The 21,948-nt window shown below is 66.1% G+C and carries 20 protein-coding genes and 1 pseudogene; 3 read left to right on the top strand and 18 right to left on the bottom strand.

What is annotated here, in order from left to right; genetic code table 11:
• Positions 1-9: 9 nt before the first annotated feature.
• The 3 genes from H0P51_RS09350 to H0P51_RS09340 form a co-directional block, all read right to left on the bottom strand.
• Positions 10-549, bottom strand: a complete 540-nt coding sequence (locus tag H0P51_RS09350; protein WP_180918851.1) for a flavin reductase family protein — start codon at positions 547-549, stop codon at positions 10-12.
• A 98-nt stretch (positions 550-647) separates the two neighbouring features.
• Positions 648-1,145, bottom strand: coding sequence for a flavin reductase family protein (locus H0P51_RS09345; protein WP_180917650.1), 498 nt, complete (start codon positions 1,143-1,145; stop codon positions 648-650).
• Positions 1,145-1,750, bottom strand: a complete 606-nt coding sequence (locus H0P51_RS09340) for a TetR/AcrR family transcriptional regulator (protein ID WP_180917649.1) — start codon at positions 1,748-1,750, stop codon at positions 1,145-1,147. The genes H0P51_RS09345 and H0P51_RS09340 overlap by 1 nt, the downstream gene beginning before the upstream one ends.
• A gap of 62 nt (positions 1,751-1,812) precedes the next feature.
• Between H0P51_RS09340 and H0P51_RS09335 the strand changes: the two genes are divergently transcribed.
• The gene (locus tag H0P51_RS09335; RefSeq protein WP_343061780.1) at positions 1,813-3,777 is read left to right on the top strand and encodes a flavin-containing monooxygenase; all 1,965 of its coding nucleotides are present in this window, start codon (positions 1,813-1,815) and stop codon (positions 3,775-3,777) included.
• Between the two features lies 1 nt (position 3,778).
• Here H0P51_RS09335 and gatB read toward each other — a convergent pair whose 3' ends face one another.
• The 5 genes from gatB to gatC all read right to left on the bottom strand — a co-directional run bounded on the left by gatB (position 3,779) and on the right by gatC (position 9,458).
• Positions 3,779-5,287: an Asp-tRNA(Asn)/Glu-tRNA(Gln) amidotransferase subunit GatB gene (gene gatB / locus H0P51_RS09330; protein WP_180917648.1), complete on the bottom strand. Its 1,509-nt coding sequence runs from the start codon at positions 5,285-5,287 to the stop codon at positions 3,779-3,781.
• Positions 5,288-5,353: 66 nt separating this feature from the next.
• Positions 5,354-6,499: a MinD/ParA family ATP-binding protein gene (locus H0P51_RS09325; RefSeq protein WP_180917647.1), complete on the bottom strand. Its 1,146-nt coding sequence runs from the start codon at positions 6,497-6,499 to the stop codon at positions 5,354-5,356.
• Positions 6,500-6,586: 87 nt separating this feature from the next.
• Entirely contained in the window at positions 6,587-7,618 is a 1,032-nt protein-coding gene (locus tag H0P51_RS09320) for an ATP-dependent 6-phosphofructokinase (protein ID WP_180917646.1), read from the bottom strand.
• Between the two features lie 47 nt (positions 7,619-7,665).
• Entirely contained in the window at positions 7,666-9,150 is a 1,485-nt protein-coding gene (gene gatA, locus H0P51_RS09315) for an Asp-tRNA(Asn)/Glu-tRNA(Gln) amidotransferase subunit GatA (protein WP_180917645.1), read from the bottom strand.
• A complete protein-coding gene (gene gatC / locus H0P51_RS09310) occupies positions 9,147-9,458 on the bottom strand; it encodes an Asp-tRNA(Asn)/Glu-tRNA(Gln) amidotransferase subunit GatC (protein ID WP_180917644.1) in 312 nt (103 codons plus the stop codon). Before gatC ends, gatA begins: the two co-directional genes overlap by 4 nt.
• Positions 9,459-9,570: 112 nt before the next feature.
• On the opposite strand from gatC, the gene H0P51_RS09305 reads away from it, so the two are divergent.
• Positions 9,571-10,227 (top strand): ACT domain-containing protein, encoded by a 657-nt coding sequence (locus H0P51_RS09305; RefSeq protein WP_180917643.1) that lies wholly within the window; start codon positions 9,571-9,573, stop codon positions 10,225-10,227.
• A gap of 58 nt (positions 10,228-10,285) precedes the next feature.
• On the opposite strand, the gene H0P51_RS09300 is transcribed toward H0P51_RS09305, so the two are convergent.
• From H0P51_RS09300 to H0P51_RS09275, 7 genes and pseudogenes are all read right to left on the bottom strand, one after another.
• Positions 10,286-13,201: an MMPL/RND family transporter gene (locus tag H0P51_RS09300; RefSeq protein WP_180917642.1), complete on the bottom strand. Its 2,916-nt coding sequence runs from the start codon at positions 13,199-13,201 to the stop codon at positions 10,286-10,288.
• A complete protein-coding gene (locus H0P51_RS09295; protein WP_246398522.1) occupies positions 13,198-13,602 on the bottom strand; it encodes an MmpS family transport accessory protein in 405 nt (134 codons plus the stop codon). The genes H0P51_RS09300 and H0P51_RS09295 overlap by 4 nt, the downstream gene beginning before the upstream one ends.
• A 180-nt stretch (positions 13,603-13,782) precedes the next feature.
• Positions 13,783-14,391, bottom strand: a complete 609-nt coding sequence (locus H0P51_RS09290; RefSeq protein WP_246398762.1) for a TetR/AcrR family transcriptional regulator — start codon at positions 14,389-14,391, stop codon at positions 13,783-13,785.
• A 67-nt stretch (positions 14,392-14,458) separates the two neighbouring features.
• Positions 14,459-16,546, bottom strand: coding sequence for an NAD-dependent DNA ligase LigA (ligA, locus tag H0P51_RS09285; RefSeq protein ID WP_180917639.1), 2,088 nt, complete (start codon positions 16,544-16,546; stop codon positions 14,459-14,461).
• Between the two features lie 9 nt (positions 16,547-16,555).
• A pseudogene (locus tag H0P51_RS09280) lies at positions 16,556-16,881 on the bottom strand (ArsR/SmtB family transcription factor).
• Positions 16,878-17,006 carry an SRPBCC family protein gene (locus H0P51_RS28890; protein WP_281373905.1) on the bottom strand — a complete coding sequence of 43 codons (129 nt, stop codon included), beginning with the start codon at positions 17,004-17,006 and terminating at the stop codon, positions 16,878-16,880. Before H0P51_RS28890 ends, H0P51_RS09280 begins: the two are co-directional and overlap by 4 nt.
• Before the next feature lie 115 nt (positions 17,007-17,121).
• Positions 17,122-18,135: a uroporphyrinogen decarboxylase/cobalamine-independent methonine synthase family protein gene (locus H0P51_RS09275; protein ID WP_180917638.1), complete on the bottom strand. Its 1,014-nt coding sequence runs from the start codon at positions 18,133-18,135 to the stop codon at positions 17,122-17,124.
• A gap of 93 nt (positions 18,136-18,228) precedes the next feature.
• Between H0P51_RS09275 and H0P51_RS09270 the strand changes: the two genes are divergently transcribed.
• Positions 18,229-18,843, top strand: coding sequence for a sensor domain-containing protein (locus tag H0P51_RS09270; RefSeq protein ID WP_180917637.1), 615 nt, complete (start codon positions 18,229-18,231; stop codon positions 18,841-18,843).
• Between the two features lie 16 nt (positions 18,844-18,859).
• Here the strand turns inward: H0P51_RS09270 and H0P51_RS09265 are convergent, their stop codons facing one another.
• The 3 genes from H0P51_RS09265 to H0P51_RS09255 form a co-directional block, all read right to left on the bottom strand.
• Positions 18,860-19,444, bottom strand: a complete 585-nt coding sequence (locus tag H0P51_RS09265) for a class I SAM-dependent methyltransferase (protein WP_180918849.1) — start codon at positions 19,442-19,444, stop codon at positions 18,860-18,862.
• 166 nt (positions 19,445-19,610) lie between these two features.
• On the bottom strand, positions 19,611-20,705 hold the full coding sequence (gene mnmA, locus H0P51_RS09260; protein ID WP_180917636.1) for a tRNA 2-thiouridine(34) synthase MnmA: 1,095 nt from the start codon (positions 20,703-20,705) through the stop codon (positions 19,611-19,613).
• Complete coding sequence (locus H0P51_RS09255; RefSeq protein ID WP_180917635.1) at positions 20,705-21,883, bottom strand: cysteine desulfurase family protein; 1,179 nt, start codon at positions 21,881-21,883, stop codon at positions 20,705-20,707. Before H0P51_RS09255 ends, mnmA begins: the two co-directional genes overlap by 1 nt.
• Between the last annotated feature and the right edge of the window lie 65 nt (positions 21,884-21,948).

Below are 21,948 nucleotides of genomic sequence, written 5' to 3'. Positions count from 1 at the left end.
GCCGGCGACTCAGGGGACGTCGAGGGTGAAGCGCATCCCGTAGCGGCCGGTCCCGTCGGCGCGCTTGCCGTCGTATAACCGCTGCGGCGCCTCCTGGCCGGGTTCGAGGTCGTCCTCGTCGAGGTCGGACAGATAGAGCAACTCCTCGGCACTCTCGGGAGCCCAGGCGGCGACCGGATCCAGCAGGTAGGCGACGTGATCGCCCACCTCGCTGCGGCTCAATATCCGCGCCACGAACCAGGCCGCGGCGTCGTCGAGGATCGGCATGCCCGCGGGTCCGCCGCGCCAGGAGCAGTGCGCGAACGTGTCGGTGCCGTCGACCTGGCGTGCGAACAATTCGGCCAGCACCTGCTTGTGCCGTGCCAGCACGTGCACCGCCAGGAAATCGGAGCGACACGCCACCTGATGGGTGGGGCTGTGCGACGGCAGACCAATCATGAAGCTGGGCGGCTGGACGCTGGTCTGGGTGGCGAAGGCGACCACGCAGCCCGACGCCTGACCGTCGGCCTGGGTGGTCACCAGGAACACCGGGGAGTCCAGCATCGACATCAGGTCGTCGAACGGTTCTGCGGTCACCACACCATGATGCGTCCTCGACCACCGGTTACGACATTCTTCGGACGCAATCGTGATCCGGCCGGGACGCGCTACGGATCGTGGCCGGGATCGATGTCCATGACGTCGGAGAAGCGCAGCGGATCGTCGTCCCTGTCGGCAAACCAGGCGTCGACGGGCGCCAGCAAATAGCCGACGTGGTCACCGAACTCGACGCGCTCGACTGTCCTGCCCACTAGCCAGCCGATCGCGTTGGTGAGAATCGGCATCTGTTGCGGACCCCGATGCCATGTGCAGCGGTCGAATTTGTCGATCTCATCGTCGGTTTCGCCACCGAAAAGTTCAGCCAGCGCCATGTCGCGGTGGGCCAGAAGGTGCACCGCGAGGTGGTCGGATCGGGCGGCGACGCCGAAGGTGTGATTGGTGCGTGACAGGCACACCAATAGTCGCGGTGGGTTGATGCTGGCCTGGGTCGCGAAGCCGACGACGCAACCAGATCGTTGGCCATCCGCCTGGGTCGTCACCACCAGGATCGCGGTGTCCATCTGCTCGGTCAGCCGGTCCAATCCGTCGTGTGTCACGCCACCCATCATGAATCAATCGCGCGGTGCATCGCAGACTCGATGGCAAGGTAGGCCAACTCGGCTGCCGCAGCCCAAGTTTGCCCCGCATCGATCATCAGCGCTGCGGTGAAGTGCGGACTCAGATGGGCGCAGACAGTCGTGTACAACGATGCCGGTGGATCGCTTTGGTGGCCGCCGGCGCGCCACAACGTGACGCAGATATCGGTCATCGCTCCCCGAAACTCGTTGAGGCGCTTGGTTTCTGCAGCGGCCAGCTCTGGGGAGAGGTCCTGGCGCGACGCTAGCTCGAAGAAGCCGGGGCCGATCGTCGCGTTCATCCGGTGGGCGCTGTCGCAAGTCTCGCGCAGCCAGTTGGTCAGGTCGCCTTCGAAGCGCGGCAGCTGGTGTCGGTAGTCGACGATGCCGGCGTCGAAGGCCGCCGCGATTAGCTTGTCGCGGCTGGTGAAGTGCCGAAACAGGGTGCGACGGCTGGCCCCGCTCACTTCGGCCAGGTCGTCCATGGTGACGTCCAGACCTTTGCCGAGGACGAGGCGTCGCGCGGCAGCCAGGATGTGGTCAACTGCCGCCTGCCGCTTGGCGTCGGCCAGTGATCCGGGGCGGGGGGCGGCCATCGCCCGAGAATACGCCCGGGCACACGATTGACACTTATAAGTGCCATATTAGACACTCAATCGTGCCATTCCGAAAGGCTGCCATGACGCCACTCCCCGACCCCGCGCGACATCTGGTCACCACACCGATCACCGACGACGATGCAGCGATCGTCGCGGCACTGACTCAAGTCTCGGTGCCGGCGCTGATCGCTTCCGCCGTCCAGCTGACTGGTGATGTCTCGTTGTTGCGCGGACCGATCCGGCCGCGACAGTTCGTCGTCAACGAGTTCCAGGGCTGCCTCGACGCGGCCGACAAAGACCAATTGCGCCGCGACGCAATCAAAGTTATCTGTACGTGGCGCGATGCGGGTTGCCCCCCGCCGGAACCACCCGACACCGCGACCATCCGCGAGATCATGGACTGGATTGCCTGCACCCCGGTGCCCGACGACTACGCGGCCCTGTACACCGAGGAGCTGGACTTGTCCGCCGCCAATCCGCGCGCCATCATCCTGGATCCGAATATTGCGGTACCGGAGAACTTTTCGGTACTGGTGATCGGATGCGGCGAATCCGGATTGCTGGCTGGCATCCGCCTGAAAGAGGCCGGGATCGCGTTCGAGGTCATCGACAAGAACGACGACGTGGGCGGCACCTGGCTGGAGAACACCTACCCGGGGTGCCGGGTCGACGTCGCCAGCCACTACTACTCGTATTCGTTCGAGCGTAATGACCAGTTCAGCGACTACTACACCCGCCAACCCGAATTGCACTCCTACTTCCGAAAACTCATGGAAGAACACGGTATCGGCGAACATGTGCGGTGGCGCCACGAGGTGATCAGAGCCGAATGGAACGACGCCGAAGCCCGGTGGACCGTGACAATGCGCGCCGCCGACGGCACCGAATTGACGCGGTCGGCCAATGCCGTGATCTCCAGTGTCGGTATCCTCAACCGTCCGGCCATCCCGGCGCTGCCGAACCTGGATCACTTCGCCGGGCCGGTGTTCCATTCCGCCCGTTGGAATCACAGCGTCGACCTCACCGGCAAGCGGGTCGCACTGATTGGCGCCGGCGCCAGCGGCTTTCAGATCGGCCCCGCCATCGTCGACGAAGTGCAACAACTCGTGGTCTTCCAGCGCACCCCGCAGTGGATGGCACCCAACCCTCGCTATCACAGCAAGGTCACCGCCGGCGAGCGGTGGGCGATGGAGCATCTACCCGGATACTCCCGCTGGTACCGGTTCATGCTGATGTGGCAGTCCAGCGATCAATTACTCGAGCTGGTGCGCGCCGACCCCGACTGGCCCGACTTTCCACGCACCGCAAACAAAGCCAGTGCGGCGCGCCGCGAGGTGTTCACCAAGTGGATCGAGAGCCAACTAGGCCAGCATCCCGAACTGATCGACGCCGTCACCCCCGCTTACCCGCCGATGGCCAAGCGGATGCTGCAGGACAACGGCAGTTGGCTGCGCTGTCTGACCCGCCCGCACGTCGAGCTCGTGCGTGACCCGATCCACGAGATCGACGCCACGTCGGTCTACACGGGCAATGGCTGTTACGAAGTCGATGTGATTGTGCTAGCCACCGGCTTTCGGGCCAACGAGGTGCTGTGGCCGATGCAGATCGTCGGCCGCGACGGGCTCGCGCTACACGACCTATGGAACGGGAAACCGGTCGCCTACAACGGTGTTTCCATTCCCGGCTTTCCTAATTTCTTCATCATGATGGGCCCGGGTACCGGGCTGGCCCACGCCGGCAGCGTCATGTTGATGTCCGAACTGCAAATGCGCTACATCGGCGAGGCACTGCGCACCGTGATTGAGGGCGGGCATACCAGTATCGAGCCAACGGCCATCGCCTACGAACACTACGCCGAAGCGTTGCAGGCTGAGATGGCCACGTTGATGTGGGGGCATCCCTGTATCGAGAACTCGTGGTACAAGGCCGCCGACGGCAACGTCTACGTGCTGCTGCCCTGGCGGATCGTCGACTACTGGAAGATGACCAGAACCATTGCCGCCCAAGATCATCGGCTGCGCTGAATTACCCTTGCCCGCAGGCCGCCAGCACCAGTTCTCGCACCCGAGCCGCGTCGGCCTGGCCGCGGGTGGCCTTCATCACCGCACCCACGATCGCGCCCGCCGCAGCCACCTTGCCGCCGCGGATCTTCTCCGCCACATCAGGATTGGCGGCCAGCGCCTCGTCGACCGCGGCCTGGGTCACTGAGTCGTCGCGCACCAGTTCCAGACCCCGTGCCGACATCACCTGCACGGGTTCCCCTTCCCCGGCCAGCACCCCTTCCACCACTTCGCGGGCCAGCTTGTTGGACAACTTGCCTTCGTCGACCAGCGCGATCACCGCGGCAACCTGAGCCGGCGTGATGGCCAGTTCGTCCAGCCCGACGCCGGCCTCATTGGCTTTCTGCACCAGGTAGTTCCCCCACCAGGACCGCGCCTCCCTGCTGGCGGCCCCGTGCTTGACGGTCGCGGCCACCAGTTCCACCGCCCCGGCGTTGACCAGGTCGCGCATCACCTCGTCGGAGACGCCCCACTCGTCCTGAATCCGCTTGCGGCTCAACCACGGTAGCTCCGGAATCGTTTGGCGCAGTTGCTCCACCAGCTCACGGCTGGGCGCGACGGGTTCTAGGTCGGGCTCGGGGAAGTACCGATAGTCCTGCGCGGTCTCCTTGGCGCGGCCGGGGCTTGTGTAACCGGCCTCGTGAAAGTGCCTGGTTTCTTGGACGATTTGGCCGCCGGCCAGCAATACGGCTGCCTGGCGTTGCATCTCGTAGCGCACGGCCACCTCGACGCTCTTGAGCGAGTTGACGTTCTTCGTCTCGGTGCGAGTGCCGAACTCGGCCGCCCCCTTCGCCATCAGCGAAACATTGGAGTCGCAACGCATCGAGCCCTGATCCATCCGGACATCGGATACGTCCAGCGAGCGCAACAGGTCTCGCAATGCCGTCACATAGGCACGCGCAATCTGCGGCGCTCTATTCCCGGCCCCCACGATGGGTTTGGTGACGATCTCGATCAACGGCACTCCGGCGCGGTTGTAGTCGATCAATGAGGTGGTGGCGCCATGGATGCGGCCGGTCTCGCTGCCGATATGGGTGAGCTTGCCGGTGTCTTCCTCCATGTGTGCACGCTCGATGTCAACCCGCCAGGTGGTGCCGTCTTCGAGCGGGGCGTCGAGGTAACCGTTGATCGCGATCGGCTCGTCGTACTGCGAAATCTGGTAGTTCTTCGGCATGTCCGGGTAAAAGTAATTCTTCCGGGCGAACCGGCACCACGGCACGATCTCGCAGTTCAGCGCTAGCCCGATCCGGATCGCGGACTCCACCGCGGTTCGGTTGAGCACTGGCAGCGAACCCGGCAGGCCCAGGCACACCGGACATACCTGGGTGTTGGGCTCGGCGCCGAATGCCGTGGCGCAGCCACAGAACATCTTGGTGGCGGTGGACAGCTCGACGTGTACCTCGAGCCCGAGCACCGGGTCGAAACGTTCGATGACCTCGTCATAATCCAGCAGGTCAGCCCCAGCAACGGTCATAGAGACCGATCCTAGTGGGTTGCGGATTACGCCTTGAAACCCAGCGCTGGGGCCGGTGTCGGCCGCCTACCGGCGGGGAAACATACGCGCTAGCTCCCCGGCCAGTTCCAGGTAGGCGCGCCTGGTTTGTCGACTGACCCGGTCCAGCCCGATCTCTTTGCCCTGATGCACATGCCGATCGAATGGCAGCGACACGCTGGCACCGACTTGAGTGGACAACTGCTCCAGTTCCTTGACCACCAAGGGCGTCGGTTTTGCTCCGTCGACCTGGTTGACTGCACATACCGTCGACGCGATCAGTCCTCGATATCCGTTGTTGCTCAACCACTCTAGCGTGGTACGAGTTTTCTGGACCGCATCGATGCTGGTGCTGGTGACGATCACCAGGGCTCGAGCTTCCCGCAGCACCGCCTCCATCAGGTCGGACTTCAGCGTCTTCGGGCAATCCACCAATACCAGGGAGTAGTAGCTCCGCAGGATCGAGTACGCCTTGACGAAATCCTGGCGGGTGACGCTCCAACGGCTTTTCGCGTAGTCCGGCGGACCCAGCACCTCCAGCCCCGCACTGTTCATATAGGTGTGGGCGCGCACATCGTCGTAGCGGGCGACGGTACGGTCCCGGATCAGGTCGGCCATGGTCAAAGCGTTGCGGCGCCCGTGCCGATCCGACAGGTCCCCAGAATCGATGTCGACTGCGATGACCCGGTCGCCGCGCAGACTGGCGAATGTCGAGCCGAGCGTTTCGACCACCACGGTCTTGCCGACGCCACCCTTGAGGTTCAGAACGGCGATGGGAAATGCGCCGCCGATGGACGCGCCGACCTGTGCTTGCAGCGCGCTCAGATGCGCCTCTTCGCGGCCAGGTCCCAGGTCGATGCCCGCGTAGCGCGAGATGCAGTCGCGCCAGCTGCGGTGCGACGGGTCCCGGACGGTCAGGCGTTCTACACCGTCCAGTGCCAGTCCGCCACGTTCGCGGCGAATTGGCGGCGGTGTCACTGCCGGCGCCGGCGGCGCCAACGTGGGAGGTGCCGAGGCAGCCGCCGTGGGCGGCGGCTGAGAAGCCCCTAAGCTGGGCATTTGCCGATCTCGACGGCAGGGTTGTGGCTCAGTCGCGGCACCGGTGTCCACATTGACCCACCAGGCATGCGGCTCCCGCCACACCGGCTTGGGCGCCTGCTCGAGGGTTCCGCGCACCCGACCGCGGTTACTCATATATGACCTATAACCGGTTCTTATAAAACAAAAACCTGCTCGAGGTTTAAGCCCGGACAAAGGGATGGCTAACGGCCGCCGCCAATGTCAACCGAAGAAGGCTGCGGCGTCGTCGTAACGGCTCTCGGGCACCAACTTGAGTTGCCGCACGGCGTCACCCAACGCCACCCGCCCGATGTCCTGACCGCGCAGCGACACCATCTGCCCGTACTCCCCGGCATGCGCCGCGTCGGCGGCGTTGACCCCGAACCGGGTGGCCAGCACCCTGTCGTAGGCCGTGGGCGAACCCCCGCGCTGGACGTGACCGAGCACCGTCACTCGCACGTCCTTGTTGATCCGCTTCTCCACCTCGGCGCCGAGTTGCGCCGCCACGCCGGTGAACTTCTCGTGACCGAACTCGTCAAGCCCACCCTCGCGCAATGCGATTGAGCCCTCCACGGGCTTGGCGCCCTCGGCGACCACACAAATGAAATGCGAATCTCCGCGCTGGAAACGACGTTTCACTAGTCGACACACTTCCTCGACGTCGAACGGCTGCTCGGGGATCAGCGTCATATGTGCACCGGACGCCAGGCCGGCGTTCAGCGCAATCCATCCGGCGTGCCGGCCCATCACCTCGACCAGCATGACCCGCTGGTGGGATTCGGCGGTGCTGTGCAGACGGTCGATAGCGTCGGTGGCCACCGTCAATGCGGTGTCATGGCCGAAAGTGACGTCGGTGCAATCGATGTCGTTGTCGATGGTCTTGGGGACGCCGACCACCGGAACGTTTTCCTGAGAGAGCCAGTGCGCTGCGGTCAGCGTGCCCTCACCGCCGATCGGGATGAGTACGTCGATGCCGTTCTCGTCCAGGGTTTCCTTGATCTGGTCCAGCCCGGCGCGCAGCTTGTCGGGGTGCACGCGCGCGGTGCCCAGCATGGTGCCGCCCTTGGCCAGCAGGCGGTCGTTGCGGTCGTCGTTCTTGAGCTGCATGCGCCGGTTTTCCAGTAGACCCCGCCAGCCGTCCTGGAACCCGACCACCGAGGAGCCGTACCGCGCGTCGCAAGTACGCACTACCGCCCGAATGACTGCGTTGAGGCCGGGACAGTCGCCGCCGCCCGTGAGTACTCCGATGCGCATGCCCCATATCTTGCCCTGCGGAGGGACGGATAGCGCGAGCAGACGGACTAGACCGCGGTGGGCAGTACGCCGCGGGCAGCTTCGTAGGCAGCGCCAACCCGGTAGATCCGGTCGTCGGCCAATGCGGGTGCCATGATTTGTAGGCCCACTGGCAGACCGTCGTCCGGGGACAGCCCCGACGGCACCGACATGCCGCAGTGGCCGGCAAGGTTCAGTGGCAGCGTGCAAAGGTCGAACAGGTACATCGCCAGCGGGTCGTCGACCTTCTCACCGAGCCGGAACGCGGTAGTCGGGGTTGCCGGAGAAACCAGGACGTCGACGGACTGGTACGCCGCATCGAGGTCCCGGGCGATCAGGGTGCGTACCTTCTGCGCCTGGTTGTAGTAGGCGTCGTAGTAGCCTGCCGACAGCGCGTAGGTGCCGATCATGATGCGGCGCTTGACTTCTGGCCCGAAGCCGGCGGCCCGCGTCATCGCCATCACTTCCTCGGCACTGTGGGTGCCGTCGTCGCCAACTCGCAGCCCGTAACGCATCGCGTCGAAGCGGGCCAGGTTGCTCGACACTTCCGACGGCAGGATCAGGTAATAGGCGGGCAGCGCGTAATCGAAGTGCGGGCAGTCGACCTCGCTGACCTCCGCGCCCAGTTCCTTGAGCTGTTCGACGGCGGCCTCGAATGAGGCCAGCACCCCGGCCTGGTAGCCCTCGCCGCTGTGCAGCTGGCGCACCACGCCGACCCGCACGCCATCGAGGTCGCCGCCGGCGCCGGCTCGGGCAGCGGCGACGACGTCGGGCACTTGCGCGTCGACGGATGTGGAGTCGCACGGGTCGTGCCCGGCGATCACCTGGTGCAGCAGCGCGGTGTCCAGGACGGTGCGCGCACACGGCCCGCCCTGATCCAGTGACGATGCGCACGCGACCAGCCCGTAGCGAGACACAGTCCCGTAGGTGGGTTTGACGCCCACGGTCGCGGTCAGCGCGGCCGGTTGACGGATGGAGCCCCCGGTGTCCGAACCGATCGCCAGCGGCGCCTGGAACGCGGCCAGCGCCGCCGCGCTGCCCCCGCCGGAACCGCCGGGAACACGCTCGACATCCCAGGGGTTGCGGGTGACGCCGTAGGCGCAGTTCTCGGTGGACGAGCCCATCGCGAACTCGTCCATGTTGGTCTTGCCCAGAATCGGGATGCCGGCCCGGCGGAGCCGCGTGGTCAACGTGGCGTCGTAGGGCGAGCGCCAGCCTTCCAGGATCTTGGAGCCGCAGGTCGTGGGCATGTCGACGGTGGTGAACACGTCTTTGAGGGCCAACGGCACCCCGGCCAGCGCCGAGGGCAGCTGCTCGCCGGCGGCCACCTTCTCGTCGACGGCGGCCGCGGCCGCTAGCGCGGCGTCGGCGGCCACGTGCAGGAAGGCGCCGTACCGGTCGTCGGTCGCCGCGATCTGGTCCAGGCAAGCCTGGGTGATCTCGGTGGATGACAATTCTTTGGCCGCGATCTTGGCGGCCAGCGTGGCCGCGTCGAGCCGGATGATGTCCGTCACTGACTCTCCCCGAGGATCTGCGGTACGGCGAAGCGCCCATCGACGGCTTCGGGCGCGGCGGCGAGCGCCTCTGGCTGGGTCAGGGACGGCCGGGGTTCGTCCGGCCGGGTGACATCGAGGTTTCGGAAGATGTCTTTGAGGGGATTGTCGGTGGCCTCGACACCGGTGACGTCAACGGCTTGAATCTGGCTGACGTGGCTGATGATGGCGTCGAGCTGGCCGGCGAAGCTGTCCAGCTCGTCGTCGGTCAGCGCCAGCCGGGCCAGCCGGGCCAGGTGGGCCACCTCGTCGCGGGAGATCTGGGACACGAGCGAAAAGCCTAGTAGGGACCAACGGATGCGGCCGACGCCGGGACCGCCGAAGGTCACGCCCGTCCCCGCCGATATGCCACGCGCGCGCCGCTGTGCAACAGTGTTGGCCGTGCCCTCATACCTGTTGCGCATCGAGTTGATCGACCGACCAGGCAGCCTGGGGTCGCTCGCTGTGGCGCTGGGCTCGGTGGGCGCCGACATTCTGTCGTTGGACGTGGTGGAGCGCGCGGCCGGGTACGCGATCGACGACCTGGTGATCGAGCTGCCCCCAGGCGCGATGCCGGACACGCTGATCACGGCCGCCGAGGCGTTGACCGGCGTGCGAGTGGACAGCGTCCGTCCGCACACCGGTCTGCTGGAGGCACACCGTGAGCTGGAGCTGCTCGACCATGTCGCCGCGGCCGGCGATCGGGCGTCGAAGCTGCAGACGCTGGCCGACCAGGCGCCGCGGGTGCTGCGCGTCAGCTGGTGCACGGTGTTGCGCAGCGCGGGCGGCGAGCTGCATCGCCTGGCCGCTAGTCCGGGCGCCCCGGAGACCAAGGCGGATTCGGCACCGTGGCTGCCACTCGAGCGGGCCGTGCCGCTGGACAGCGACGGCGAGTGGGTGCCGAAGGCATGGCGTGACATGGACATGACCATGGTCGCGGCCCCGCTGGGAGACCCGCACACCGCGGTGGTGCTGGGTCGCCCCGGCCCTGAATTCCGTCCTTCCGAGGTCGCCCGGTTGGGTTACCTGGCCGGGATCGTGGCCACCATGCTGCGCTGATCGGGCGGCGCCCCCGTCGGCGAACGGGACCATCGCAAACCGCTCAACCGGTTAGCCCTCAGCCGGCTTTTCCGGACATCGCCACCGGGTCGTCGTCCTCCCAGAGCAGCAGCTGCCGCACCGCGGGACGCGGCCCGTAGGGTCGCAGCATCGAGCTGGCCGGACGCGGGCGCACCCGCTGCGGCCACCAGAACCACCGCCCTAGCAACGTCGCGATCGACGGCGTCATGAACGATCGCACGATCAGCGTGTCGAACAGTAGCCCGAGCCCGATTGTGGTGCCGATCTGACCGAGCACCTGAAATCCACTGAACAGGAACGCGCACATGGTGACTGCGAATACCAGGCCCGCGGACGTAACCACCGAACCGGTCCCGGCCATCGCGCGGATGATCCCGGTCTTCAGCCCGGCGCCGATCTCTTCCCGGAACCGGGATATCAGCAGCAGGTTGTAGTCCGACCCCACCGCCAGCAGCAGGATGACGGCCAGCGCCAGCACCACCCAGTACAGCTTGATGCCGAACATGTACTGCCACACCAGCACCGACAACCCGAACGACGCGCCCAGCGACAGGGCCACCGTTCCGACGATCACCAGCGCCGCGACCAGGCTTCGCGTCAGCAGCATCATGATCAGCAGAATCAGGCTCAGTGCGGCGATTCCGGCGATCATCAGGTCGTACTTAGCGGACTCCTGCACGTCGGCGTAGGTGGACGCGGTACCGCCCAGGTAGAACCGTGCATCGGCCAGCGGGGTCCCCTTGACCGCTTCGTGGGCGGCTTTTCTGATCGGTTCGATGTGTGAAATACCTTCCGGCGTAGCCGGATCGCCTTCATGAGTGACGATCATCCGGACGGCCTTGCCGTCGGGTGAGAGGAACAGCTTGAGGCCGCGCTTGAACTCGGGGTTGGTGAAGACCTCCGGCGGCAGGTAGAACGTATCGTCGTTCTTGGCTTCGTCGAACGCACGTCCGAGCGCTGTGGCGTTTTCGATGGCGGCTGCGGTCTGCGCGTAAATTCCGGACAGCGTCGCATAATTCGTCATCGTCAGGTCGTGGTTGGTCTGCTGGCTGGCGATCTGCTGGGGTATCAGCGCCACCAGTTTCGGTTGCAGCGCATCGAGTTTGCCCAACGTCGCGGTGAGGTCTTCGAACTTCGAGGTGAGCTGGTCGATACCGTCCAACGCGTCCAGCACCGATCGGATCGCATAGCAGGCCGGGATGTCGAAACAGTGTTTCTCCCAATAGAAGTAGTTGCGCAGGGGCCGGAAGAAGTCGTCGAAGTTGGCGATCTTGTCGCGCAGGTCGTTCATGGTGGCGACCGTGTCGCGGAAGCTCTGCGCTTCGCTGTGCGTGATGGTCGCCAAGTCCTGCTGCAGGGTGTACTGCTGGCGCAGAATGTCGATCGAGTTCGACAACTCGCCGGCCTGCCGCAACATGTCGTCAGCCCGGTCTCGTTGGTATTGCAGGTTTTCGATCTGGTTGGCGCTCTGCGCGCTCATCTGAAACGCCAGCGAGGTGTGGGTGAGCGGAGTGCCCAATGGCCTGGTGATGGTTTGGACCTGCGCGATGCCGGGCACGTGGAACACCGCCTTGGCCACCCGGTCAAGAACCAGCATGTCAGCTGGGTTGCGCATGTCGCGATCGGTTTCCATCATCAGCAACTCGGGCTCCAGCCGCGCCCTCGAGAAATGTCGTTCGGCCGCAGCGTATCCGACGTTGGCTGGTGCGCTGGCCGGCATATAGGGCCGGGTGTCGTAGCTGGTCTTGTAGCCGGGCAGGGTGAGCAGGCCGACGAAGGCCAGGGCGCAGGCCACGGTCAGAACCGGGCCGGGCCAGCGGACAATGGCGGTGCCGATACGCCGCCAGCCACGGGTCCGCATTTTGCGTTTGGGTTCGAACATGCCCGCGGCGGCGCCCAGGGTCAGCACGGCCGGCGACAGGGTGAGTGCGGCCGCGAGTGCGACGAGAATGCCCAGCGCCGCGGGAATACCGAGGCTCTGGAAATAAGGAAGCCGGGTGAAACTCAGGCAGAACACCGCGCCCGCCACCGTCAGCCCCGAACCCAGCACGATGTGGGCCGTCCCGCGAAACATGGTGTAGTAGGCGGCTTCTCGATCCTCACCTGCCGTTCGGGATTCTTGGTAGCGGCCGACGACAAAGATCGCGTAGTCGGTTCCCGCAGCGATAACCAGCAGGGTCAGCAGATTGGTCGCGTAGGTCGACAGGCCGATGATCCCGGCGTTGCCGAGAACGGCGACGATGCCGCGAGCGGCGGCCATTTCGATCAGCACCGTCACCAGCACCAGCAGCATGGTCATAAATGACCGGTAGACAAACAGCAGCATCAAGGCGATCACACCGACGGTGATCGAGGTGACCTTGGCAGTTCCCTTGCTGCCCACGTCGAACTGGTCGGAGATGATCGGCGCCGCCCCGGTGACATAGGTCTTGATTCCGGCCGGCGCCGGGGTGTGTTCGACGATGTCGCGCACGGCGCCGACGGATTCGTTGGCCAGCGCGGAGCCTTGGTCTCCGGCCAGATTCAGCTGCACATAGGCCGCCTTGCCGTCGGTGCTCTGCGATCCCGCCGCGGTCAGCGTGTCTCCCCAGAAGTCCTGGACGTGCTGGACGTGTTTGTGGTCCTGCTCGATCTTGCGGATCAACGTGTCGTAGTAGTGATGCGCTTCGGCGCCCAGGGGGTTGTCACCCTCCAGGACGACCATCGCGGTGCTGTCGGTGTCGAATTCCTTGAATGCCTGGCCGATTCGTTTGGTGGCCTGCAACGACGCCATGTCCGGCGAACTGAGCGCGACGTTGTGGGTCTTGCCGACTTCCTCCAGTTGCGGGAACGCCGCGTTGGTGACCGCAGCCAGCGCGATCCACAGCAGCAGGATCGGCACCGACAACCGGCGGATGGCGTGCGGTATGCGCGGCAGCTTCTCGGTACTCGAGGTCGACGTAGTCTCGCTCATCCGGATTTGTCCAGGCAGAAGGTGTAGGCGTCGTGGGTATGCACGGTCCGTTCGTCTTTGACCTTGCCATCCACGGTGATACGGCAACCCAGGAAGCTGCCGTTACCCTGTGCCACAACGTTTCCCAGCACCGCGGGTTCGGTGGTGGTGAGCGTGATGGACCAGGGCAGCGGCGCGTTGGCAACTTGTTGCGGCTGGGCGTTGACGTCGAGGTAGCCGATGGTGGCGACCGCACCGGGCGCACCGAAGACTTCGAGGACAACGTTCTTGGGATTGAACGGCACGATCTGGTTGGAGATGCCGCTGTTTGCCGCCTCTTTGTGATGCGCACCAAAGATCCCGTGCAGGCGGTAAATGGCGAACCCCGCCGTTACCAGGACGACTACGGCGACGATCATCATCCACCCCCGCCTGACGACCCTTGAAGGTGAAACCATTTCCACCCGTTGACCTTTCGACGATCTGGCGATACCACCAGTCCAGGGAATCACCCTGCGCGTGATCGTTGGCTATGACCCTACGGTACTGAACAGTACTGCACAATAGACGCGGCCGTACTCTTTTGGTCGGGGCCGGACACGCTACCCCGTGGAGCGGGCGAGGCCGGGCAGGATGAAGTTGTCGACCAGCGCCTGCACCGTGCGCCGGGTGGGCGGGCGGCCCTGGATGACGGACCGGAAGATGAGATATCCGGGCAACAGGTCCCAGAGTTCGGCAGTGATAGCCGACTCAGCGATCTCTTCCCGCTGGACCGCCTGGCGCAGTATGTGCTTCATCAGAGCTTCCCGCTGATCGATGAATTGGTGCTGCAGGGCGTCGTTGAGCGCGGGCTGACGGGATATTTCGGCGAGCACCGCACGCATCGCGCCGGCCTGCGTGCAGGCGTGCTCGCAGCAGATCTCGCCGAGCTTGAGCAGGTCGCCGCGCAGCGAACCGGTATTGGGCGGGACGGCGACTTGGCGAATTCCTTCGGTGAACGCGGCCAGTACCAACTCGGCTTTCGACGGCCAGCGGCGATACACCGTGGCCTTGCTGGCACGGGCGGCACTTGCGACGGCGTCGACCGTCAACCCGTCGTAGCCGTGCTCCTGCAGCAGCTGCAACGTCGCCGCCAACAACTCGGCCTCGCGCGGCGACCACGGCGGCGCCTGCACGGTCCGGTCGGCAGTCTGGGTCATAACGCCCACCATAGAGCCTGTCGCGGGTTCGTCATACCGGTGAACCACTTGGTCCTCCGAACAATCCCGTGACGGCCAGCTACTGTTGCTCCTCGGTGTCCGGCGGGTCCGCACTAGCTTCCTGAGCAGGGCCGTGCTGCAACAACTTTCGGAAACCATCCTCATCGAGAATCGGCACCCCGAGTTCGACGGCTTTGTCGTATTTCGACCCCGGCGAGTCGCCGGCCACCACGTAGGAGGTCTTCTTCGACACCGAGCCCGCCGCTTTCCCGCCCCGCGACACGATCGCCTCCTTGGCCTCGTCGCGGGAGAAGCCGGGCAGTGAGCCGGTCACCACGATCGTCAGGCCGGCCAGGGTGCGCGGCACGCTGTCGTCGCGCTCGTCGGCCATTCGCACTCCCGCCACGCGCCATTTGTCGACAATGTCGCGGTGCCAGTCGACGGTAAACCATTCGGTGACCGCGGCCGCGATGGTGGCTCCGACGCCCTCCACGGCCGCCAGTTCTTCGGTCGAGGCGTCCTGAATTGCCTGCAGGTCACCAAACTCGGTGGCCAGGGCGCGCGCGGCGGTCGGCCCGACATGGCGTATCGACAGCGCTACCAGCACCCGCCACAACGGTGCGGCCTTGGCCTTGCCGAGGTTGGCCAGCAGCCGTCTGCCGTTGGCCGACAAACCGCCAGCCTTGGTGCGGAACAGGTCGGTGCGCAGCAGGTCGTCTTCGGTGAGGTCGAACAGGTCGCCCTCGCTGTCGAGGACCCCGGCGCCCAGCAACGCCACCCCGGCCTCGTATCCCAGGCCCTCGATGTCCAGGGCGCTGCGGCTGGCGACATGGAACACCCGTTCCCGCAGCTGCGCCGGGCAGCGCTGGCTGTTGGGGCAGCGGATGTCGGCATCGCCTTCCTTCTCCGGGGCCAGGGCGGTCCCGCACTCGGGACATGTTGTAGGCATGACGAATTCGCGTTCGGAGCCGTCTCGCAGGTCGACGACGGGTCCGAGCACTTCCGGTATCACGTCGCCGGCCTTGCGGATCACCACGGTGTCGCCGATCAGCACGCCTTTGCGTTTGACCTCCGAGGCGTTGTGCAGCGTGGCCTGCGCGACGGTGGAGCCGGCCACCTTGACCGGTTCCATGAAGGCGAATGGGGTGACCCGCCCGGTGCGCCCGACGTTGACGCGGATGTCGAGCAGCCTGGTCTGCGCTTCCTCGGGCGGGTACTTGTAGGCGATGGCCCAGCGCGGCGCCCGCGACGTGGAACCGAGCCGGCGCTGCAAAGCGACCTCGTCGACCTTGACCACCACGCCGTCGATTTCGTGGGAGACCTCATGACGGTGTTCGCCCCAGTAGTCGATGCGCTCCTGCACGCCGTCCAGGCTGTCGACCAGGGTGGTGTGCTGGGAGACGGGCAACCCCCATGCTTTGAGCGCCAGGTACGCGCCGTGCTGGGTGGTCGGGCGGAAGCCTTCGGTATGCCCCAGGCCGTGACAGATCATCCGCAGCTTGCGCCGCGCGGTAACGGCCGGGTCCTTTTGGCGCAGTGAGCCCGCCGCGCTGTTGCGGGGGTTGGCAAACGGCGCCTTGCCTTCCTCGACCAGGCTGGCGTTGAGCGCCTGGAAGTCAGCCACTTGAAAGAAGGCCTCGCCGCGCACCTCGAGCACGTCGGGCACCGGATACTCGTCGGTGCCGGTGAGCCGCGCCGGTACGTCGTCGATGGTGCGGGCATTGTTGGTGACGTCCTCACCGGTGCGTCCGTCCCCGCGGGTCGCTGCCCTGCTCAGCCGACCGTTGCGGTAGACCAGCGACAGCGCGACGCCGTCGATCTTGAGTTCGCACAGGTAGGTGGCGGCGTCGCCGACCTCGGCGTGGATGCGCGCGGCCCAGGCGGCCAATTCCTCGGTGCTGAACGCGTTGTCCAGGCTGAGCATCCGTTCGAGATGGTCGGCCGGCTCAAAATCCGTCGCAAACCCGGCGCCGCCGACCAGCTGGGTGGGCGAGTCGGGGGTGCGCAGCTCGGGGTGCTCGGTCTCGAGGGCCTCCAGCCGTCGCAGCAGCTGGTCGAACTCCGCGTCGGTGATGATCGGGGCGTCGCGCACGTAGTAGCGGAACTGGTGTTCGCGAACCTCCTCAGCCAGGTCTTGCCACTCGCGCAGCACGTCGGGCGAAGTCACCCTGGCAGGCTATCGGACGTCGCCGACAGCATCGTCTGCTACGAACCCGCGCAACCGTTCCAGCGCGGCGTCCCAGCGGCGCGACAACTGCGCTAGACGCTCGCCAGCCGTTCGGTCTGCACGGTCCAGACGCGTTCGCGTCCGCGCCGGCGGCTGGTGACCAGCCCGGCCGACTCCAACAACTGCAGATACTTGCTGGCAGCTTGGCGGGTAACCGGAAGTACTTGTATCACTTGCGATTTCAAGCCCGGGCCGCGGTCACACCACCGTACGACAATTTGCAGGCGATTGGGGTCACCGAGTGCGTCGAATACCAGGGCTTCGACGGCGTTCACTGGGTAACGTACCGGCGCACGAGATCGACCTGAATGGTCCAGCCTTCGGCATTGACCTCGAACGCGTCGTCGCTCCGCGCTTGCGGAATGGCGTCGAACCCGGACTCCACGATGGTGAGCCGCACTCCGTCGGGGTCTCGCCAGGGTGAAAGGTTGCTCTTTAAGACTCCGCATCGCGAGGAAAGTGAGGCGACGTGGCATCGGTGCTGAACAGGTCGATATCGACGATTGCCGGAAACTTCAGATTGCTTCCGGATCCGACACGAATGCTTCTGCGGCCTCACGGGCCAAACCGATGGCGGTGCGTGCCCATTGCGGCGTCGCGGTTGCCAGCCCGCAGGCTGGACTGACGCCGATGCGCTCGCGCAATGCGGCGCGGGCGAAGCCGAGCCGGTCGGTCACCGCGACCACAGAAAGCGCCACCTCCTCGGCCGACAACCTGCGGTCGGGCACGGTGGCGGGAACCACGCCCAGCACCACGGCACGGCCGGAGTCGATGAATTCGGCGAGGCGTTCCAGGTCGTCGGCCCGCAGTGTCCCGGCATCCACAGAGACCGCGCTGATTGCACCGCGCTGCAACAGACTCCACGGGATGCTAGGGGCGCAGCAATGGACCAATACGGGGGCGCCGACCGTCTCGACGCAGTTTTGCAGCACAGCGGCGGCCGCCGCCTCATCCAGCGGGCGAACCGGGCTCAGCGCCGTAACGCCGCTCAGCGCACCCCCCAAGGCGGCCGGCAGCGTGGGCTCGTCGAACTGCACCACCACCGGAGAGTCGAGACGTCGCGACAGTGTCGCGCGGTGGGCGGCCACCCCTTCGGCCAGGGAGGCAGCCAGGTCGCGCAGCGCGCCTGGGTCGGTGATCGCGCGGTGCCCGTTGCTCAGCTCTAGCCCCGCGGCCAGCGTGACCGGCCCGGGAGCCTGCACCTTGACCACCCGGTCGCCGCCGCGCAGGCCCGCCGTCTCCCAAGCCTCTTCCAGCGCGTCCATGTCCTCGTCGAGCGCGCTGCGCGCCCGGCGCGTCACCGCGCCCGGGCGTGCGGCGATACGGTAGCCGCGCGGCACTGTGTCGATGGCCACATCGACCAACAGCGCGCCGGCCCGTCCCAGCAGGTCGGTGCCCACTCCCCTGGCCGGCAACTCGACCAGATGGGCCATCGCGTCCGCCAGCTCGCCGACTACCACCTCGGCGGCGGGTCGGGCCGCCGTGCCGGGCCACGATCCGATCCCGGTACCGGTTGCGAAAACACTCACCGGGCAACCGTATTCGAGATCACCTCGGCGACCGCTCAGCAGGGGTGTTTACGGCCGGCCGGCGCAGGTAGGTTCGACCTGGAAAGGTGGCCGATGGCAAGACTGCTGCTGTGTCTGGTGGTTTTGCTGATGTCGGCTTGCACCCGGGTAGTGGACGGTGAAGCGACGTTGCCGTTCGGCGCCATCCCAGTCGGTGTCCTGGACGCCGGCGCGGTGCTGCTGGACCAGTCGCGGATGCGCGCGATCACCGGCGCGGGTGAGCATCTGACCATCATCCCGTCGATGGACGGCAGCTACCCGGTGGATGTCGAGAACCTGGCAGCCACCGCACCGCCGGAGTGCCGCTTCGTGTTCGCCGAAACCGCGACCTTCGGGCCCGAGGTCAAGGCGTTCCACAAAACCACGTTCCAAGATCCACCCGGCGGCCGGCTGATCTCCGAGGGGGCAGCCAGCTACCTCGACAACGACGCGGCGCGGCGAGCCTTCGGGGCGCTGGTGGCCACGGTGGGGCAATGCGCGACAAGCTCGATGGGCTCACTGTTGGTGGAGAACTGGCAGTCCGACGCCGACTCGCTGCAGATGCGGCCGGGCAATTGCGGCCGTGATTACCGGGTGCTGTCGGTGGTCTTGCTGGAAGTCACCTACTGCGGGTTCACCGAATCGGTGTCCGAGATCGTGATGACCAACATTGTCGCTAAAGTTCCTTGACGACAGGCACATTGGTTCAGGACGGCTTACGGAACCGGATGATGTCGCGCCATGCCGAGCCGGTGGTGTCGACGAACTTGAAGCCTGCCGGCTCGGCAAGCTCGCGCAGTTCGTCGGCATCGAATCGGTCGGGGTCGGAGAAGGTCTCGCGGAACACCAGCAGGCCGCCAGGCTTGAGCACGCTGTGCAGCGACCGCACGCATTGGGCCTTGTCCGGCACCTCTCCGATCACACTGGCCAGGAAGGCGGCGTCGAAAGAGTTGTCCGGAAAGGGAAGTCCGTCACCGGCCTGGCCGGCGTGAAACCCCACGTTGGCACAGCCAGCGTGGTCGAGTTTGCGGCGCGACTTCTCCAGCATCTGCGGCTGGATGTCGAAGAGTTCCAGACGTCCGGTGTCGAGCCGTCGCGCGATCTCGACGCTGAAGAACCCTGGGCCTGGGCCGACTTCCAGCACGCGTTCGTTCCCGGTCAGGTCGAGGGCGTCGACAGTCTCGGCTGGGTTGTCGATGCGCCGCCGCAGCGGGTTGTCCAATGCGAACGCGGCCTGGTGCGGGAACGGGAACGTTCCACCCCAGCGCGTCGGCAGGAACAGGGTGTCCATCCAGGTTTTTGGCACAACTCCTCCTAAGCCTTCTCAGGCATCGTCAAACGTGCTCAGCCGCTTGCAGGTTCGTTGGCAATCTCCGCGGCAATACAAATTAGGGTACCCTAACTTCAGCCGGATGGGTAGCGTCAACCTTGGTGGATCGCCGCTGGAGATTGGCGGTTTAGTCGCCCGCAGGCGCGCCGCGGCAGGTCCCGGCGATGGTGGCGCTGCCGAGCACCTCGTCGCCGGCGGGGTCGGGACGGTAAAGCACCAGCGTCTGGCCGCGTGCCACCCCGCGCACCGGAGCACGCAACTGCACCCGCAGCTCGTCGCCGACCAATTCGGCTACTGCAGCGACGATTTCGCCGTGGGCACGAATCTGGACCTCGCACTCGATCGGACCCGCCGGTGCGCGTCCAGCGGTGAAGACGGGCTGCCGCCCGGTCAGCGCGTGCACATTCAGATCGGCCGCGGCACCGACATGAACGGTCGCGGTGCCAGCGTCGATCGCCGTGACATAGCGCGGCCGGCCGTCCGGACCGGGGCCAGCGATGCCCAGGCCCTTGCGCTGGCCGATGGTGAAGCCGTGCACACCCTCGTGTTCGGCCAGCACCGTGCCGTCGGAGTCCACTACGCTGCCCCGCCGGACTCCGATGCGGGAACCCAGGAATGCCTGGGTGTTTCCCGACGGGATGAAGCAGATGTCGTGACTGTCCGGCTTGTCCGCGACGGCCAGGCCACGTCGGGCGGCCTCCGCGCGGATCTGCGGCTTGGGTGTGTCGCCGATCGGGAATGCGGCATGGCTGAGCTGCTTGGCACTGAGCACCGCCAGCACATACGACTGGTCCTTGTCCTTATCCACGGCGCGCCGCAGCCGGCCGCCACAGAGCCGGGCGTAGTGCCCGGTGACCACGGTATCGAAGCCCAACGCCAGCGCGCGGGCCGACAAGGCCGAGAACTTGATCTGCTGATTGCAACGCACGCACGGGTTGGGGGTTTCACCGCGCGCGTAGGACGACACGAAATCGTCGATCACGTCGGCCTGGAACTTCTCCGCGAAATCCCAGACGTAGAAAGGGATTCCGAGCACGTCCGCAACACGTCGCGCGTCTGCCGCATCTTCCTTGGAGCAGCAGCCACGAGATCCGGTGCGCAGTGTGCCCGGGGCGGTGGACAACGCCAGGTGCACCCCGACCACGTCATGTCCGGCATCCACCATGCGGGCGGCGGCGACCGACGAGTCGACACCGCCACTCATCGCGGCGAGAACCTTCATTACGAAAGCCCCGCAGCTGCCAGCGCGGCGCGCCGCGCCCGCGCGACGGCGCCGGGCAGCACCCGCAGCGCCGCGTCGACGTCAGCGTCGACACTGTTGTGCCCCAGCGACAATCGCAGTGACCCGCGCGCACCGGCCGGGTCGACGCCCATCGCGACCAACACGTGCGATGGCTGCGGCACACCTGCGGTACAAGCCGACCCGGTAGAACACTCGATTCCGTTGGCATCCAGCAACATCAACAGCGCATCGCCTTCGCAGCCACGAAAGGTGAAGTGCGCGTTGCCCGGCAGTCGCATCGGATCGCGGGCACCGTTTAACCGGACATCGTCGATTCCGGTGAGCACCCCATCGATCAGACGGTCGCGCAGGCCGCGCAGCCGCACACCGCCGGCCTCGAGGCCGTCCACTGCAATACGGGCTGCTGTCGCCATCCCGACGGTTCCGGCGACATATGGTGTGCCGGAACGGACATCACGCTCCTGACCACCGCCGTGCAGCAACGGCACACAAGTCACGTCGCGACGCAACAGCAACGCGCCGACACCGGGCGGGCCACCGAATTTGTGGGATGCCACGCTCATCGCCGAAAGACCACTCGCGGCGAAGTCGACGGGTAGCTGGCCAACTGACTGCACGGCGTCGCTGTGCATCGGGATACCGAACTCGGCGGCGACCGCGGCCAGCTCGGCGACCGGCATCACGGTGCCCACCTCGTTGTTGGCCCACATCACCGTGATCAGTGCCACGTCGTCGTAGGTCTGCAGCGCCTCGCGCAAATCGGCCGACGACACCGAGCCGTCGGGCGCGGTGGGCAGCCAGGTGACCTCGGCGCCTTCATGCTCGACGAGCCAGTTCACCGCGTCGAGCACAGCGTGGTGTTCGACCTCGGTCGCCACGATCCGCCGGCGAACGGGCTCAGCGTCACGGCGGGCCCAGAAAATCCCCTTTACGGCCAGGTTGTCGCTCTCGGTGCCGCCCGCGGTGAAAACGACTTCGGACGGGCGGGCGCCAAGCTTCTCCGCGATGAGCTCGCGAGACTCCTCCACGCGTCTGCGAGCCGTCCGGCCGGTGGTGTGCAGCGATGCTGCGTTGCCCACCGAGCCCAATACAGCCGTCATGGCCTCGATGGCAGCCGGGTGCATCGGGGTGGTTGCAGCGTGATCGAGGTAAACCATGACCCGCCCCACGATACCGGTCCCCTCCAGCGCGTTAGCAGGCCGGAATGGCCCGACTCGTCGGC

This window comes from Mycobacterium vicinigordonae, assembly GCF_013466425.1.
Taxonomy (GTDB): Bacteria; Actinomycetota; Actinomycetes; order Mycobacteriales; family Mycobacteriaceae; genus Mycobacterium; species Mycobacterium vicinigordonae.
The sequence above is the reverse complement of the archived record's forward strand: the minus strand, read 5'-3'. Positions and strand labels throughout refer to the sequence as shown.

What these genes read in the sequence shown, in the direction of transcription:
- H0P51_RS09295 (WP_246398522.1), bottom strand. Translation starts at nt 13,602, where the DNA reads ATGATGATCGTCGCCGTAGTCGTCCTGGTAACGGCGGGGTTCGCCATT.
- H0P51_RS09300 (WP_180917642.1), bottom strand. Translation starts at nt 13,201, where the DNA reads ATGAGCGAGACTACGTCGACCTCGAGTACCGAGAAGCTGCCGCGCATA.
- H0P51_RS09255 (WP_180917635.1), bottom strand. Translation starts at nt 21,883, where the DNA reads ATGGTTTACCTCGATCACGCTGCAACCACCCCGATGCACCCGGCTGCC.
- H0P51_RS09350 (WP_180918851.1), bottom strand. Translation starts at nt 549, where the DNA reads ATGTCGATGCTGGACTCCCCGGTGTTCCTGGTGACCACCCAGGCCGAC.
- H0P51_RS09290 (WP_246398762.1), bottom strand. Translation starts at nt 14,391, where the DNA reads ATGGTGGGCGTTATGACCCAGACTGCCGACCGGACCGTGCAGGCGCCG.
- H0P51_RS09325 (WP_180917647.1), bottom strand. Translation starts at nt 6,499, where the DNA reads ATGAGTAACCGCGGTCGGGTGCGCGGAACCCTCGAGCAGGCGCCCAAG.
- H0P51_RS09345 (WP_180917650.1), bottom strand. Translation starts at nt 1,145, where the DNA reads ATGGGTGGCGTGACACACGACGGATTGGACCGGCTGACCGAGCAGATG.
- H0P51_RS09320 (WP_180917646.1), bottom strand. Translation starts at nt 7,618, where the DNA reads ATGCGCATCGGAGTACTCACGGGCGGCGGCGACTGTCCCGGCCTCAAC.
- mnmA (WP_180917636.1), bottom strand. Translation starts at nt 20,705, where the DNA reads ATGAAGGTTCTCGCCGCGATGAGTGGCGGTGTCGACTCGTCGGTCGCC.
- H0P51_RS09340 (WP_180917649.1), bottom strand. Translation starts at nt 1,750, where the DNA reads ATGGCCGCCCCCCGCCCCGGATCACTGGCCGACGCCAAGCGGCAGGCG.
- H0P51_RS09270 (WP_180917637.1), top strand. Translation starts at nt 18,229, where the DNA reads ATGGCAAGACTGCTGCTGTGTCTGGTGGTTTTGCTGATGTCGGCTTGC.
- gatB (WP_180917648.1), bottom strand. Translation starts at nt 5,287, where the DNA reads ATGACCGTTGCTGGGGCTGACCTGCTGGATTATGACGAGGTCATCGAA.
- H0P51_RS09265 (WP_180918849.1), bottom strand. Translation starts at nt 19,444, where the DNA reads ATGGACACCCTGTTCCTGCCGACGCGCTGGGGTGGAACGTTCCCGTTC.